At 64.0% G+C, this 14,834-nt stretch carries 14 protein-coding genes; 11 read left to right on the top strand and 3 right to left on the bottom strand.

All coding sequences use genetic code 11. The annotated features are described in order from the left end of the window. Positions 1-8 precede the first annotated feature (8 nt). Positions 9-959, bottom strand: coding sequence for an AEC family transporter (locus FJ959_RS17770; RefSeq protein ID WP_140579793.1), 951 nt, complete (start codon positions 957-959; stop codon positions 9-11). Positions 960-1,222: 263 nt separating this feature from the next. Between FJ959_RS17770 and FJ959_RS17765 the strand changes: the two genes are divergently transcribed. From FJ959_RS17765 to FJ959_RS17740, 6 genes are all read left to right on the top strand, one after another. Continuing rightward, positions 1,223-1,771, top strand: a complete 549-nt coding sequence (locus FJ959_RS17765; protein ID WP_140579794.1) for a histidine phosphatase family protein — start codon at positions 1,223-1,225, stop codon at positions 1,769-1,771. Positions 1,772-2,072: 301 nt separating this feature from the next. Then, a complete protein-coding gene (locus FJ959_RS17760) occupies positions 2,073-2,354 on the top strand; it encodes an acyl carrier protein (protein ID WP_010909964.1) in 282 nt (93 codons plus the stop codon). 17 nt (positions 2,355-2,371) lie between these two features. Beyond that, positions 2,372-3,559 carry a beta-ketoacyl-ACP synthase gene (locus FJ959_RS17755; protein WP_140579795.1) on the top strand — a complete coding sequence of 396 codons (1,188 nt, stop codon included), beginning with the start codon at positions 2,372-2,374 and terminating at the stop codon, positions 3,557-3,559. Positions 3,560-3,600: 41 nt separating this feature from the next. Next, entirely contained in the window at positions 3,601-4,872 is a 1,272-nt protein-coding gene (locus FJ959_RS17750; protein ID WP_140495696.1) for a beta-ketoacyl-ACP synthase, read from the top strand. A 37-nt stretch (positions 4,873-4,909) separates the two neighbouring features. Beyond that, positions 4,910-5,938 carry a zinc-binding dehydrogenase gene (locus FJ959_RS17745; protein ID WP_140517233.1) on the top strand — a complete coding sequence of 343 codons (1,029 nt, stop codon included), beginning with the start codon at positions 4,910-4,912 and terminating at the stop codon, positions 5,936-5,938. A gap of 12 nt (positions 5,939-5,950) precedes the next feature. Continuing rightward, a complete protein-coding gene (locus FJ959_RS17740) occupies positions 5,951-6,919 on the top strand; it encodes a lipid A biosynthesis lauroyl acyltransferase (protein ID WP_224519172.1) in 969 nt (322 codons plus the stop codon). 46 nt (positions 6,920-6,965) lie between these two features. Here FJ959_RS17740 and FJ959_RS17735 read toward each other — a convergent pair whose 3' ends face one another. After that, on the bottom strand, positions 6,966-7,394 hold the full coding sequence (locus FJ959_RS17735; RefSeq protein ID WP_140555076.1) for a L,D-transpeptidase: 429 nt from the start codon (positions 7,392-7,394) through the stop codon (positions 6,966-6,968). Positions 7,395-7,611: 217 nt separating this feature from the next. Between FJ959_RS17735 and FJ959_RS17730 the strand changes: the two genes are divergently transcribed. The 5 genes from FJ959_RS17730 (at position 7,612) to FJ959_RS17705 (ending at position 14,257) form a co-directional block, all read left to right on the top strand. Then, complete coding sequence (locus FJ959_RS17730; protein WP_140521077.1) at positions 7,612-8,886, top strand: acetylornithine deacetylase/succinyl-diaminopimelate desuccinylase family protein; 1,275 nt, start codon at positions 7,612-7,614, stop codon at positions 8,884-8,886. Positions 8,887-9,044: 158 nt separating this feature from the next. Next, entirely contained in the window at positions 9,045-10,523 is a 1,479-nt protein-coding gene (locus FJ959_RS17725; RefSeq protein WP_140631122.1) for an ABC transporter substrate-binding protein, read from the top strand. A 301-nt stretch (positions 10,524-10,824) separates the two neighbouring features. Continuing rightward, on the top strand, positions 10,825-11,772 hold the full coding sequence (locus FJ959_RS17715; RefSeq protein WP_140555073.1) for an ABC transporter permease: 948 nt from the start codon (positions 10,825-10,827) through the stop codon (positions 11,770-11,772). Continuing rightward, positions 11,769-12,638, top strand: a complete 870-nt coding sequence (locus FJ959_RS17710; RefSeq protein ID WP_140631120.1) for an ABC transporter permease — start codon at positions 11,769-11,771, stop codon at positions 12,636-12,638. Before FJ959_RS17715 ends, FJ959_RS17710 begins: the two co-directional genes overlap by 4 nt. After that, on the top strand, positions 12,635-14,257 hold the full coding sequence (locus tag FJ959_RS17705; RefSeq protein WP_140517243.1) for a dipeptide ABC transporter ATP-binding protein: 1,623 nt from the start codon (positions 12,635-12,637) through the stop codon (positions 14,255-14,257). Before FJ959_RS17710 ends, FJ959_RS17705 begins: the two co-directional genes overlap by 4 nt. Before the next feature lie 95 nt (positions 14,258-14,352). On the opposite strand, the gene FJ959_RS17700 is transcribed toward FJ959_RS17705, so the two are convergent. Then, entirely contained in the window at positions 14,353-14,784 is a 432-nt protein-coding gene (locus FJ959_RS17700) for a TerB family tellurite resistance protein (protein ID WP_140495687.1), read from the bottom strand. Positions 14,785-14,834: the final 50 nt, after the last annotated feature.

Here is a 14,834-nt window from a genome sequence, read left to right as displayed (position 1 = left end):
TATTCATGTCAGCCGAAGACGTGCACGCTCACCGCCAGCCAGAAAGCAGTGGTGACGACCGCGCTCGCGGTCGCGATGGTCATCTGGTTCGAAGCCAGCGCCTGGCCTGTGTTGAACTGCACGGCAATGAGATAGGAATTGATGCCGGATGGGAGCGCCGCCACCACGACCGCTACCTTGGCGGTCAAGGGCGGCAGGCCGAGCAACCAGACGAAGATCAGAACCAGCGCCGGCATCAGGAACAGCTTCAGTGTTGATAGCGCCAGCGCCGGGCGGACATTGCCTGATATGCCGAAGCGGCGCAGGCTGAGCCCCATGGCGAACAGCGCCACCGGCCCGGCGGTGCCGGCCAGCGCGTCCACCAGCCGCATGACCAGTTCGGGCAGCGGGATGCCGCTGAAGCGCCATGCGAGACCCAAAAGAATGCCGATGATCAGCTGATTGATGAACAGCCGCCTCAGGAAGTTGCGGACGACGCGCACGGGATGCACATGCTCGCCGCCGCCGCGGCCGAACATCTCGAACAGCACGATCGAAGCCATCATCATGACAGGCAGATGCACGGAAACCAGAAGCGACAGCACCTCGAATCCGTCCCGCCCGAATATGCCGAGAATGAACGGCGCGCCGAGCAGGACAACATTGGAATAGGCCGACGACACGCCGCCGACGACACCGGCGCGTGCGTCGCGTCCGAATATCCGCGTGGTAACGACATGGCCGGCGGCCCAGGTGATTGCCACCGCCGCGAAATAGGCCCCCCATAGCGACCACGGTGCCACCCCGTGGAAATCGGCATTCACCATCGTCTGGAACAACAGCAGCGGCATCGCAACGCTGACCGCGAAATCGGATATCCCCTCGCCGCTCGCCGGCTTCATATAACCGGTGAACCCGGCGAGGTAGCCGAGCGCCACGAGGCTGAAGACGAAAAGGACGGTTTCGGTAAGCGGAGACATTTTTCCAGGGATAGGCGAGCCAAGGTCGCGGTGCAATCGCGCCCGAATTTCTTCGACCCCGAATTTGTTCTGCCAAGCGGGGCATCGCCGAAGGCGGCTGGACTTTTCCCATCCCGCTCACGACCGGAAGACCGATCTGGTGAAGCAGCGGATGACGAAGGAGAAGTGAGACCGCGGAGACCGCAGGCCTTTCGCTTGTCTTTGTACCTGCTTTCCGATCCCTATATGCGGGTGGCCGGTGCCCGGCTTCTGGAAGGATTACGATGATCCGATTTGCCTTGGCGTTGTTCCTGTTTGGCGTTCCGGCTGCAGCGCATGCGACGGATGCCGGCTGGGCGCTGCTGCGCGATGGCGGCCATGTCGTGCTTTTGCGCCATGCCATGGTCACCGGCACCACCGATCCCGCCAATTTTGATATCGACAGCTGCGCCACCCAGGTCAATCTGTCCGCACGCGGCAAGCAGCAGTCGAGCAAGATCGGCGCCTTGCTTGCCGCCCGCGCCGCGCCGATCGAGCGCGTGCTGTCCAGCCGCTATTGCCGCTGCCTCGACACCGCGCGCATCGCCTTCGAGACCGAGCCGGAGCCTTTCGCGCCGCTCGACCTGCTGAAGGGCGACGCGGCGCAAAAGGCGGCCCAGATCGCCGCGATCATGAAGGAAATCCGCGCCTATTCCGGCTCTGACAACCTGGTCATGGTCACTCATCTGGAAAATATCGCTGCGTTGACCGGCGTCTCGCCGCGCGAGGGCGAAGCCGTTGTCGTCGAGCCGCAGGGCGAGGGTCTGCGTGTGCTCGGCCGGGTTACGTTCTAAATCGGGGCCGACCGGCGCATCCGCGAGCAGCCACGCGATGAGGACTTGCGACAGAGGTAATGTTGCCAAAATACCACCCAAAAAAGATGCCGCGCTAGGGCCGCGACGATGAGGCCAACATCATCCGCGGTCGCCAGGCCATGGAGGGGCCGCCGGGTTGACCGGCGGCCCGTCTTGCGTTTCTTGGGCACGCTACCCATCTGCGCCCGGCGTATCAGGCCTTTTCCTGCCGGGAAAAACCGATTAGACAGCGCCCAAACAAGATGCGGACAGATTCCGCCCGCAACCGAAGGAAAAGCCCTTGTCCACCACGTTCGACAAAGTCGCCAAGATCATTGCCGACACCAGCGAGATCGACATCGACACCATCACGCCCGAGAGCCACACGATCGACGATCTCGGCATCGACAGCCTCGATTTCCTCGACATCGTCTTCGCCATCGACAAGGAATTCGGTATTAAGGTGCCGCTGGAAAAGTGGACCCAAGAAGTCAATGACGGCAAGGCTTCGACGGACGATTACTTTGTCATGAAGAACCTGTGCGCCAAGATCGACGCACTGGTCGCCGCCAAGACCGCCTGATCCGTACCCGATCATCCATGAGCCCCCGCGACGTCGTCATCACCGGCATTGGCCTTGTCTCCTCGTTGGGAGAAGGCCCCGATGAACACTGGCGCAAGCTCACTCAGCCGGATCAGAAGCCGGTGCTCGAAGCCGAGCGTTTCGCGCCCTACACCGTCCATCCGCTGCCGGAGATCGACTGGAACCTGCAGATCGCCAAGCGCGGCGACCAGCGCCAGATGGAAACCTGGCAGAGGCTCGGCACCTATGCCGCGGGTCTTGCGCTGGACGATGCCGGCATCAAGGGCAATGACGAGCTCTGCACGACCATGGACATGGTCGTGGCCGCCGGCGGCGGCGAGCGCGACGAAGCGGTCGATGCCGCCATCCTGGCCGCCTCGGAAAGCCGCAACGACCGTGACGTGCTGCTCAACGAGAAGCTCACCACCGAACTGCGCCCCACCCTGTTCCTGGCACAGCTTTCCAATCTGCTCGCCGGCAACATCTCCATCGTCCACAAGGTGACGGGATCGTCCAGGACCTTCATGGGCGAGGAAGGCGCCGGCGTAGCCGCCGTCGAGACGGCTGCCGCGCGCATTCGTTCCGGCCAGTCGACGCATATACTGGTGGGCGGCGCCTTCCAGACCGAACATTCCGATATGTTGCTCGGCTATGAGCTTGCCGGCTACCTGCATCGCGGCGCCTGGAAGCCCGTCTGGCAGCGGCAAGGCGCCGAAGGTGGCGGCGTGGTATCGGGATCCGGCGGCGCTTTCCTGGTGCTGGAGCAGCGCGAACACGCGGCAAGCCGGGGGCGCAGGATCTATGCCGAGCTCGGCCCGGTCGTCTCCGGCCGTGCCAGGCGGCGGCAGGGCGAGCTCGATTCCGAGATCGCCGCGCTGCTCAAGAAGACCGCCGTGCCGAATGGCGGCTTGCTTTCCCTGTCTGGCGCCTCAGGCGCTCACGCGGCTACCGCTGCCGAGAAGTCGGCGTTCGACAGCAATCCCGCGATCGCGGTGCGCGGCTTCGCGACGCTGACCGGCCACATGAAGGAAGCGCAGTTTCCCTTCGCCGTGGCGCTGGCGGCGCTCGCCGTCGACCGTAAGGCCGCCTACCCCGTTTTCGATGCCGCTGCCGAGAAACCGTTCGAAGGCATTCCAAGAAGCGTCCTTGCAACGGCGATCGGCTACCACCAATTCGAGGGCATGGCGCTGGTCAACGCCGCATAGAGCGGCCAGCCACATACAACGACAAAGGTTAGGGCTTCCGGATGGCCAATCTCAGAGATCACATGGGCAGGCCGATCGTTGCCGTCACAGGCATCGGCGTGGTTACTTCCCTTGGAGCCGGCAAATCAGACAACTGGACGGCGCTGACCTCGGGCAGATCGGGCATCCACCCGATCACCCGCTTCCCTGTCGACCACCTCAACACCCGCATTTCCGGCATGGTCGATTTCCTTGCGTCGAGCTCGAAGGGCGCCAGCCCCCTCACATACGAACTGGCGGAGACGGCCGCGCAGGAAGCCGTTGCCGAAGCCGGCCTCAATTCCAGCGACTTCGGCGGACCGCTGTTTCTGGCCTCGCCGCCGGTCGAACTCGACTGGCATGAGCGGTTCGCGCTCTATAATTCCGACAAGCACGACGCCGGTGCCGAAAGGCTGCTTCGGGTGGCGCGCGGCTTGAAGGAGCTCGATACATTCGAGACCACGCAGTTCGGGTCGATCGCCGACCGGCTCGCCGACCGTTTCGGCACGCGCGGCCTGCCGATCACGCTGTCGACCGCTTGCGCCTCCGGTGCAACGGCCATCCAGCTTGGGGTCGAGGCAATCCGCAGAGGCGAATGCGACCGGGCGCTGTCGATCGGCGCGGACGGCTCGGCGACCGCCGAGGCGCTGATCCGTTTTTCGCTGCTGTCGGCGCTTTCGACCCACAACGACATCCCGGAAAAGGCTTCTAAGCCCTTCTCCAAGGACCGCGACGGCTTCGTGCTGGCCGAAGGTTCCGGCGCTCTGGTGCTGGAATCGCTGGAGGCAGCGCTCGCCCGTGGAGCAAGCGTTCTGGGCATTCTGCGCGGCTGCGGCGAAAAGGCGGACGATTTCCACCGCACCCGCTCCAAGCCGGATGGTTCGCCGGCCATCGCGGCGGTGCGCGCCGCCCTCGCCGATGCCGGCCTGGGCGAGGACGAGATCGACTATGTCAACGCGCATGGCACCTCGACGCCGGAAAATGACAAGATGGAGCACCTGTCGCTGTCGACGGTGTTCGGCGAGCGGATCGGCTCGATGCCGATCTCGTCCAACAAGTCCATGATCGGCCATACGCTGTCCGCCGCCGGCGCGGTGGAAGCGGCGTTTTCTCTCATGACCATGCGCGAAGGCGTCATTCCGCCGACCATCAACTACGACAATCCCGATCCGGCGATCGTGCTCGATGTCGTGCCCAACAAGAAGCGCAATGCGCAGGTTGGCACCGTGCTTTCGAACTCCTTCGGCTTTGGCGGCCAGAACACTTGCCTTGTCATGGCGCGGGAACCGGTCTAAGCGAGCCACTTCCGCTAGAACAGAACCGACAGGCTCCATGCGCGCACTGCAACTTATCGAGGACCGCCGTCTTGAAACGGTGGACCTGCCGCCCCCGCCGCCGCCCGCGCTCGGCGAGGTGACGCTGCGCATCAAGGCAGTGGCGCTGAACCACATTGACGTCTGGGGCTGGCGCGGCATGGCTTTCGCCAAGCGCAAGCTGCCGCTGGTCGTCGGCGCGGAAGCCTCCGGCGAGGTCGAGACCGTCGGTCCCGGCGTTTCCGGCCTGCTGCCGGGACAGTTGGTCTCGATCTACGGCGCGCGCACCTGCGGCCTTTGCCGTGCCTGCCGCGAAGGCCGCGACAATCTTTGCGAACACGTCTCGGGCGTTCATGGCTTCCACCTCGACGGCTTCGCGCAGGAGAAGATCAACCTGCCGGCGCGCCTGCTGGTCCCCGTCCCTCCAGGCGTGAGCGAGATCGGCGCGGCTGTCGCCCCCGTCACTTTCGGCACCGTCGAACACATGCTGTTCGACAATGCCAGGCTCGAGCCCGGCGAGACGATCCTTGTCCACGCCGGCGGATCCGGCATCGGCTCGGCCGCCATCCAACTGGCGAAGCGGATGGGCTGCACGGTCATCACCACGGTCGGCTCGAACGACAAGATAGACAAGGCCAAGGCGCTCGGCGCCGATCATGTCATCAACTACCGTGACGACCGGTTCGAGGGCGTCGTGCGCAAGCTGACCAAGAAGAAGGGCGTCGACGTCGTCTTCGAACATGTCGGCGCCGACACCTTTGCCGGCTCGATGCTGTGCCTGAAGCGCGGTGGCCGGCTCGTCACCTGCGGCTCGACGTCCGGCGTGTCGGCGCAGGTCAATCTGATGCAGCTCTTCCAGCAGCAGTTGAAGCTGCTCGGCTCCTTCGGCTGCCGCATGGAGAACATGGCTGACGCCATGCAGAAGATGGCGGCGGGACAGGTCGCACCCGTCATCGATACCGAAGTCGGCTTCGACGACATCGACGCCGCGCTGAAGCGCATGGAAGGCCGCGACGTCTTTGGCAAGATCATCCTACGCGTCGTCTAGGCCCTGACTTCTGTGTTGAAGAAGCTTCGCCGCGACCTGATGTTCCGCTACGGCCGGCAATTGCGCCGGTTCGAGCACTGGCTGGTCGCGCGCATTGCGATGATCATCATCTCGGTGCTGCGCCTGCTGCCCCCCGACAGCGCGCTGAATTTCGCCGACCGCGTCGCCCGCCGCATCGGTCCATGGGTCGGACGCCATAATGTGGCCGTCGAGAATCTGCGCAAGGCCTATCCGCACAAGAGCGAAGCCGAGATCCAGGCCATCGCCTCCGACATGTGGGGCAACATGGCGCGTCTCGCCGCCGAATACATCTTTCTCGACGCCTTGTTCGACTACGATCCAGCCGCCACCAGTCCCGGCCGTGTCGAGGTCAGGGGAGTAGACCATTTCGTCGAGATCGCGGCCGAAAAGAAGCCGCACATCGTCTTCACCGGACATCTCGGCAATTTTGAATTGCTGCCGGTGGCGGCGGCTACTTTCGGCATGAATATCACCGCGCTGTTTCGCCCGCCCAACAATCCGTACCTGGCTGACTACATCCTCTCGACGCGCCGCGCGACCATGGGATCGTTGCTGCCCTCGATGGCGGGCGCTTCGTTCGCGCTCGCCTCGGTATTGGAAAACGGCGGCAATATCGGGGTCCTTGTCGACCAGAAGTTCACGGGCGGCCTGGAAACGACATTCTTCGGCCGCCCCTGCCAGAGCAATCGCGTGCTCGGCACACTTGCCCGTCATTATGATTGCGACGTCTACCCGGCGCGCTGCGTCAGGCTGCCGGGCAATCGCTTCAGGCTCGAGATAGAAGAGAAGCTGACATTGCCCCGCACCGCCGATGGCAGTGTCGACGTGCGCGCCACCACCCAGCTCCTCAACGACGTGGTCGAGCGCTGGGTGCGCGAGGATCCCGGCCAGTGGATGTGGTTCCACAAGAGATGGGACATCAGCCGCAAGCGACGCAAGGCAAAGACCCGAAGCGCCTAGCCTGAATCCGTCCGATGCGCCTCCGGCACAGTGGCCGGCTTAGCAGTCAGTTCCTCACGACGATGCGCGTGTTGCCGAAGCCGACTTCTCGCACCATCGAGTAGAAAGCCGCCGCATTGGCCGTATGCAGCCGCACGCAGCCATGCGACGCCGGTCGGCCGAGCTGCCTCACCGCGCCCGTTCCGTGGATGGCATAGCCGCCGTGGAAGAACACGGAATAAGGCATCGGCGACATGTCGTATTTGCGCGAATACCACATCCGGGCCGTTCGCTGCGGCCGGTAGGTGCCGCGTGGCGTGAAGTAGCCGGACCGAGCCGTGGACACGCTCCACCGGTAAACGTCCTGGCCGTACCTGACCGTCATCGTCTGCGACGACACGTCTATATTTGCAATGAGGCTGGCTGCCCAGCTCTGCACCGAAACACCCAACAGCATCGTGACAAGTGCTGCTGCCATGAGAACTGTCTTTTTCATGCGATCAAACCCCTTTGATTGCCCCTTGCCTGCCTTCACGTCGTTTTTCATCTCTTTAATGACAGGTGAACGGCATAACATATACCCTTGACCAATTCGCCAATCCAAAGCAGCGAATTTGAACGAATTCCCGCAAGAGTTGCCGTAACGACACGCCGCAACGGCCCAATTGCCAGCGGACTTGCAAAACGACGCCGATCGTTGCTCAACTCGGGCCATGAACGAGCGACTCTTCCAAGCGATCGATGACCGGCGCGACGATCTCGTCGCGCTGACCGCCGAGTTGATCCGTTTTCCCACCATCAACCCCCCCGGCGAAGCGTACCGGCCATGCGCCGAATTTCTTGGCGCGCGGCTGAAGAAGAGCGGCTTCGAAACCGAGTTCATCCGCGCCGAAGGCACGCCCGGCGACACCGACCGCTACCCGCGCGTCAACGTCGTCGCACGCTTCGAGGGCCGCTCGCCCGGCGCCTGCGTCCACTTCAACTCGCATATCGATGTCGTCGAGGCCGGCGACGGCTGGACCGTCGATCCCTTCGCCGGCGTCGTCAGGGACGGCAAGGTCTATGGCCGCGGCGCCTGCGACATGAAGGGCGGCCTGGCTTCCTCGATCATCGCGGCCGAAGCCTTCATGGAGGTATTTCCCGATTTTCCCGGTGCCATCGAGATATCAGGCACGGTCGACGAGGAATCCGGCGGCTTCGGCGGTGTCGCGCATCTGGCGAGGCTCGGCTATTTCTCGAAACCCAGGGTCGACCACGTCATCATTCCCGAACCGCTGAACAAGGACCGCATCTGCCTTGGCCATCGCGGCGTCTGGTGGGCCGAGATCGAGACCAAGGGCGAGATCGCGCATGGCTCGATGCCGTTCCTCGGCGACAATGCGGTGCGCCATATGGGCGCCGTGCTGCAGGCATTCGAGGACGAATTGTTCCCCGCGCTTGACCGCAAGATGACGCGCATGCCGGTCGTGCCCGAAGGGGCGAAGCGTTCCACCATGAACATCAACTCCATCCATGGCGGCCAGACCGAGGATTTCCGGCCCGGCCTGCCCTCGCCCAACGTGCCCGATTCCTGCCGGCTGACCATCGACCGCCGCTTCCTGCTCGAAGAGGATATCGCCACGGTCAAGGGCGAGGTGACCGGCATTCTCGAGCGGCTGAAGCGTGATCGGCAAAAGTTCGACTACGAGATCCGTGACCTGATGGAGGTGCTGCCGCTGATGACCGAACGCGACGCTCCCGTCGTCAAGGCAATCGCGCAAGGCATCCACGCGATCTTCGATCGCGAGCCCGACTACGTCATTTCACCCGGCACCTACGACCAGAAGCACATTGCCCGCATCGGCCATGTCTATGATTGCATCGCCTATGGCCCGGGCATTCTCGATCTCGCCCACCGGCCGGACGAATGGGTCGGGATCTCGGATATGGTGGAATCGGCCAAGGTGATGGCGTTCGGGCTCAACATGCTGCTGCGCGGCGCCCGATAGCGCCGCACGGGCGAGAGCCAACGATCAATGCGGCCGTCCGGAGAAAAACATTCCCGGCTACGCCGCCGCGCGGCACGAAACGCAATTTACTCCCGTGCGAAATCACGCTTCTATTCGCCCGGTTTGAGCGCATGTTTGACCACACGGGGAGTAGCACCATGAAATTGTGGAAAACCATCCTGGCCGCCGCCGTCCTGGCGCTGGCCGTCGGCACTCCCGCGCTGGCGGCGCGAACCGATCTGGTCATTGGCATCCCGCTCGAACCGCCACATCTCGATCCGACCGCCGGCGCGGCCGCGGCAATCGACGAGGTTCTCTACGCCAACGTGTTCGAAGGCTTGACCCGCATCGGGCCAAATGGCGAGGTCCTGCCGGATTTGGCTGAAAGCTGGACCATCTCCGACGACGGCAAGACCTACACCTTCAAGCTGCACACCGGCGTGAAATTCCACGATGGCGCCGGCTTCAGCGCCGACGACGTGAAATTCTCGCTCGACCGCGCCCGCGCCGACAATTCGGTCAATGCGCAAAAAGCCCTGTTCGCAGCCATCGATACGGTCGACGTGGTCGACCCGGCAACGGTCAAGGTGACGTTGAAGAACCCGCAGGGATCCTTCCTCTACAATATGGGCTGGGGCGATGCTGTCATCGTCTCGCCGAAATCCGCTGACGCCAACAAGGAAAAGCCGGTCGGGACCGGCCCGTTCAAATTCCAGAGCTGGGCCAAGGGATCCTCGATCACGCTGGTGAAATCCGACAGCTATTGGGGCACGCCGGCTTACCTCGACAAGATCGAGTTCCGCATCGTGCCCGATGCCGCTGCTAGCGTACCGGCATTGCTTTCCGGCGATATCCAGGCGTTCCCATTCTTCGATCCCGACAGTCTCGCGCAGGTCAAGGACGATCCGCGTTTCAAGGTGGTGATCGGTTCGACCGAAGGCGAAACCATCCTGTCGATCAACAACAAGAAGCCGCCCTTCGACAAATTGCTGGTCAGGCAGGCGATCTCCTACGCGCTCGATCGCAAGGCGATCATCGACGGTGCCTCGGCCGGCCTCGGCCTGCCGATCGGCTCGCATATGTCGCCGGCCAACAAGGACTACGTCGACCTCACCGGCCGCTATCCGCACGATGTCGCCAAGGCCAAGGAACTCTTGAAGGAAGCAGGCCTGGAGAATGGCTTCAAGGCGACGCTGAAGCTTCCGCCTCCCACCTATGCCAGGCTCGGCGGCGAGATCATCGCCTCGCAGCTCCGTGACGTCGGCATCAACCTCGAGATCATCCCGGTCGAATGGGCGCAGTGGCTGGACCAGGTGTTCACCAAGAAGGACTACGACCTGACCATCGTCTCCCATACCGAGCCCAACGACATCGGTATCTATGCGCGTAAGGATTATTACTTCAATTACGACAATCCGGCCTTCGACAAGGTGATCGCCGATCTGGACGTCACCTCCGATGAAGCCAAGCGCAAGGAATTGCTGGGGCAGGCACAGAAGATCTTGGCCGACGACGCCGTGGTCGGCTTCCTCTACGAACTGCCCAAGGTCGGCGTCTGGGACGCCAAGCTGCAGGGCCTGTGGGAAAACGCGCCGATCCAGTCCAATGATCTCACCAAGGTGAAGTGGAACGAGTGAAGCCGTTGGCCAAGAGGCGACGCTTGCGCTCCGCACCCCCCTCTGCCCTGCCGGGCTGCCTGACCCGAGCCGCAGGACGATCGCTTCAGGTTTGCGCCGCCCCTCATCGCCCTGCCGGGCACTTCTCCCCGTATAGTGACGGGGAGAAGGGGGCTGGCCGCAACCTCGGCACCCTTTCTGCAACGCTGAAGATTGGCGAAATCCTTTGCGAAGGCGTCCTTCTCCCCGTCTCTATACGGGGAGAAGATGCCGGCAGGCAGATGAGGGGCAGCGCCGATTTCGACTGTTGGCCGATCAAGCGATGACCGCCTACCTCCTCAGGCGTCTCGCGATCGCCGCCGCCACGTTGGCGCTGGCCTCCATGGTCGTCTTCGCGGTGCTGGAGATCCTGCCCGGCGACCCGGCGCGGCTGATGCTGGGCATGAATGCCAGCGCCGACCAGGTTGAGCTGCTGCGCAACCAGATGGGCCTCGACGCGCCCTTGCCCTGGCGCTACCTGCACTGGGCCGGCGGCCTGCTCTGCCTGGATTTCGGCCGCTCCTACACCTATTCGGTGCCGGTCATCGACCTCGTGCGCGAGCGTCTCGTCGTCTCACTGCCGCTGGCGCTGATTGCGCTCGCCCTATCCACCCTCATCGCCATCCCGGTCGGCCTGTTTTCAGCGAACCATCGCGGGCGGATGGGTGACACAGCGGCGATGGGCGCCGCGCAGCTCGGCGTCGCCATTCCCAATTTCTGGTTCGCGCTGATGCTGATCTATCTCTTCGCGGTCTGGCTGCGGCTGGTTCCGGCCGGCGGCTTTCCCGGTTGGGGGGCCGGTGCCTGGCCGGCGCTGAAATCACTGCTGCTGCCGGCTGTGGCGCTCGCACTGCCGCAGGCCGCGATCCTGGCACGCGTCACCCGTTCGGCACTGATCGAGGTGCTGAACGAGGACTATATCCGCACCGCCCGCGCCAAGGGCCTGCCCTATCGCGCGGTCCTGTGGCGGCACGCACTGCGCAACGCCATGATCCCGGTGCTGACCATTCTGGGCCTGCAATTCGCCTTCCTGCTCGCCGGCACCATCATCATCGAGAACGTCTTCTACCTGCCCGGCCTCGGCCGGCTGGTGTTCCAGGCGATCACCCAGCGCGACCTGATCGTCGTGGAAAGCGTCGTCATGCTGCTGGTCGCCGCGGTCATCGCCGTCAACCTCGTCGTCGACCTCTCTTATGCCGTCGTCGATCCGCGCCTCCGAAGCCGGCAATGATGTTGCATCCGGACATCCCCGAAGAGACGCTGGGCGGCATCCTCGTCAAGGCGTTCGGCAACCGCTCGTTTCTTGCCGGCTTCGTCGTCACATTGTTTGTGGCGGCGGTGGCGATCCTCTCCTATCTCTGGACGCCCTATGACGTGACCCGGCTGGTGATATCCGACAAGACGCTGGCGCCGTCCTGGGCGCACTGGTTCGGCACCGACCATTTCGGCCGCGACATCCTGTCGATGATCATGGTCGGCGCCCGCAATTCGATCGCGGTGGCGCTGGTCGCGGTCGGCATCGGCATGGGCGTCGGCGTGCCGCTCGGTGCTTTCGCCGCGGCGCGCGGCGGCCTCGTCGACGAGGCCTTGATGCGCATCAACGATCTCGTCTTCGCCTTCCCTGCGCTTTTGTCGGCCATCATGATCACCGCCATCTTCGGCCCCGGCGCCATCAATGCCATCATCGCCATCGGCATCTTCAACATCCCGGTTTTTGCCCGCGTCGCCCGAGCCGGCGCCTTGGCGATCTGGCCGCGCGAATTCATCCTCGCCGCCCGCGCCGCGGGCAAGGGCAAGGCGCTGATCACCATCGAACATGTGCTGCCCAACATCGCCACCTTGCTCCTGGTGCAAGGCACTATCCAGTTCGCGCTCGGCATATTGGCCGAGGCCGGGCTTTCCTATCTGGGCCTTGGCGCCCAACCGCCGATGCCGAGCTGGGGCCGCATGCTGTTCGACGCCCAGACCCGCATGGTGGTGGCGCCCTGGATGGCGATCTTTCCCGGCATGGCGATCGTGATCACCGTGCTTGGGCTGAACCTTTTGGGCGACGGCATCGCCGACATCCTCGATCCGAAATCGCGGCGGCAACGATGAGCCTTCTGGAAATCGACAATCTGTCGCTGGCGATCGGCGACACGCCGATCCTCCGGAGCATCGAGTTCTCCATCGCGCCCGGCGAGGTAATGGGGCTGGTCGGCGAATCCGGCTCCGGCAAATCGATGACGGCTCTGAGCGTCATGCGGCTCTTGCCATATGCCGCGCGTGCCAGCGGGCGCGTCACCTTCGACGGTATCGACATCCTTGCGGCAAGCGAGGATCAGATGTGCGCCCTGCGCGGTGACGATATCGGCATGGTGTTCCAGGAACCGATGACCGCGCTGAACCCGCTCAAGACCATCGGCGAGCAGGTCGCCGAAGGCATACGCTGGCATGCCAAGGCAACACGTGCCGAGGCGGAAGAGCGGGCGCGAAAAATGCTCGACCGGGTTGGCTTGCCATCGGCAAAATTCCCGGTGTCGCGCTATCCGCACGAGCTGTCCGGTGGCCAGCGCCAGCGCGTCGTCATTGCCATGGCCTGCGCGCTGAAGCCGAAGCTGCTGATCGCCGACGAGCCGACCACGGCGCTCGACGTGGTGCTGCAGGCGCAAATCCTCACCCTCTTGCGCGACCTTGTCGCGGAGAGCGGCATGGGCCTGCTCCTGATCTCGCATGACCTCGCCGTGGTCACCGAGATGGCGGATCGCATCACCATTCTTCGTCGGGGCGAAGTCATGGAAGCCGGCGATACGGCCCGCACGCTCTCTGAACAGCTCCACCCCTATACCCGCCAGTTGGCGCTGGCCTCGATGCACGTGCCGGCCCGCGCCCGGCCGCATGGCGCCTCGGCAGCCCGGCCCTTGCTCGAGGTGGAGGGCGTGACGCGCGACTATCCAGGCCGGCGCACCTCGCTGTTCCGGCGCGCGCCTGATATCCGCGCCGTCGACGGCGTGTCGCTGTCGATGGCGCCGGGCCAATCGGTGGCGCTGGTCGGCCGCTCCGGCTGCGGCAAGTCCACCTTGGCGCGCATGATCCTGGCGCTGGACCGGCCGAGTTCGGGGACCATCCGCTTTCGCGGCGAGCCCCTCACCGGCAAGAGCGAGGCGGACCTGAAGCCGGCGCGGCGCGACATGCAGGTGGTGTTCCAGGACCCCTATGGCTCGTTCGATCCGCGCCAGAAGGTCGAGAAACTGGTCGCCGAGCCGCTGCACGTGCTGGACAGGAAACCGGGGCGCGCCGAGCGCCGCGAGATGGTGGCGCAGGCGCTGCACGAGGTCGGCCTCGACCAGCACGACATGGAAAAGTATCCGCACGAATTTTCCGGCGGCCAGCGCCAGCGCCTGTCGATCGCCCGCGCCATCATCACCCGCCCAAAACTGGTCGTCGCCGACGAGCCGGTTTCGGCGCTCGATGTTTCGATCCGCGCTCAGATCCTCGACCTGTTCGCCGAGCTCAACCAGAAACTCGGCATCGCCTATCTCTTCATCACCCACGACCTCACCGTCGCCCGCGCCATAACGGACGAAGTGCTGGTCATGCATGACGGCCAGATCGTCGAGCGTGGCCGGACGAGCGAGGTGCTGGATCACCCGCAATCCGAGGCGGCCAAGGCGCTTGTCGCCGCAGCGCCGGACCTGCACAGGGCAATTGCACGCCGTATGCAGGAGCAGGGGTGAGCGATCGGTTCGCGAAGCGAATCCGCCGTGTGAGTGAAAGGCCGCAAATGCCGGAGGCTGCCGTAGACAGCCGGCCCGGCTGGGATCCCATCAACCTACTGCTCAGATTTCACCACGTCGACCGGGCTGATGTCGAGCAGGTCGAGCGTGCGGCGCAGCAGGCGCACCTCGGTCTCGGCCAATTGCGCGTCCGCCTTGGCGATCTCGGCCATATGCTGCGCCAGTTGCTTGCGCCGCTCGACATCGAGGTCGCGGAACAGCGCGATGGCCTGTGAGCCATTGGTTTCGTAGCCGAATTCGTTGAGATATTCGATGACGGCGTCGATGCTGGTTTCCGGAATGCCGAAGGCATCCTTGCAGATGCGCCGGAAGGCAACCATCTCGCTCTCGCTGACCGTTCCGTCAGCCAGGATCATGCGGAACAGCATCAGAAGTTCCGCCGACAACACGGGGTCGTCCGCCACCTTGCGCACCCCGGGGTCGCCATCGAAGATCGAGCGTATCTGGTCGAGCAGTTCGAATGCCATCGGGAGCCCCTTTGCCGATTCCTCTAATCCATGTAGCCCAAAAAAGCGCA

The sequence above is a fragment of the Mesorhizobium sp. B2-2-4 genome (assembly GCF_006442375.1).
In the GTDB taxonomy this organism is placed as follows: domain Bacteria; phylum Pseudomonadota; class Alphaproteobacteria; order Rhizobiales; family Rhizobiaceae; genus Mesorhizobium.
The sequence above is the reverse complement of the archived record's forward strand: the minus strand, read 5'-3'. Positions and strand labels throughout refer to the sequence as shown.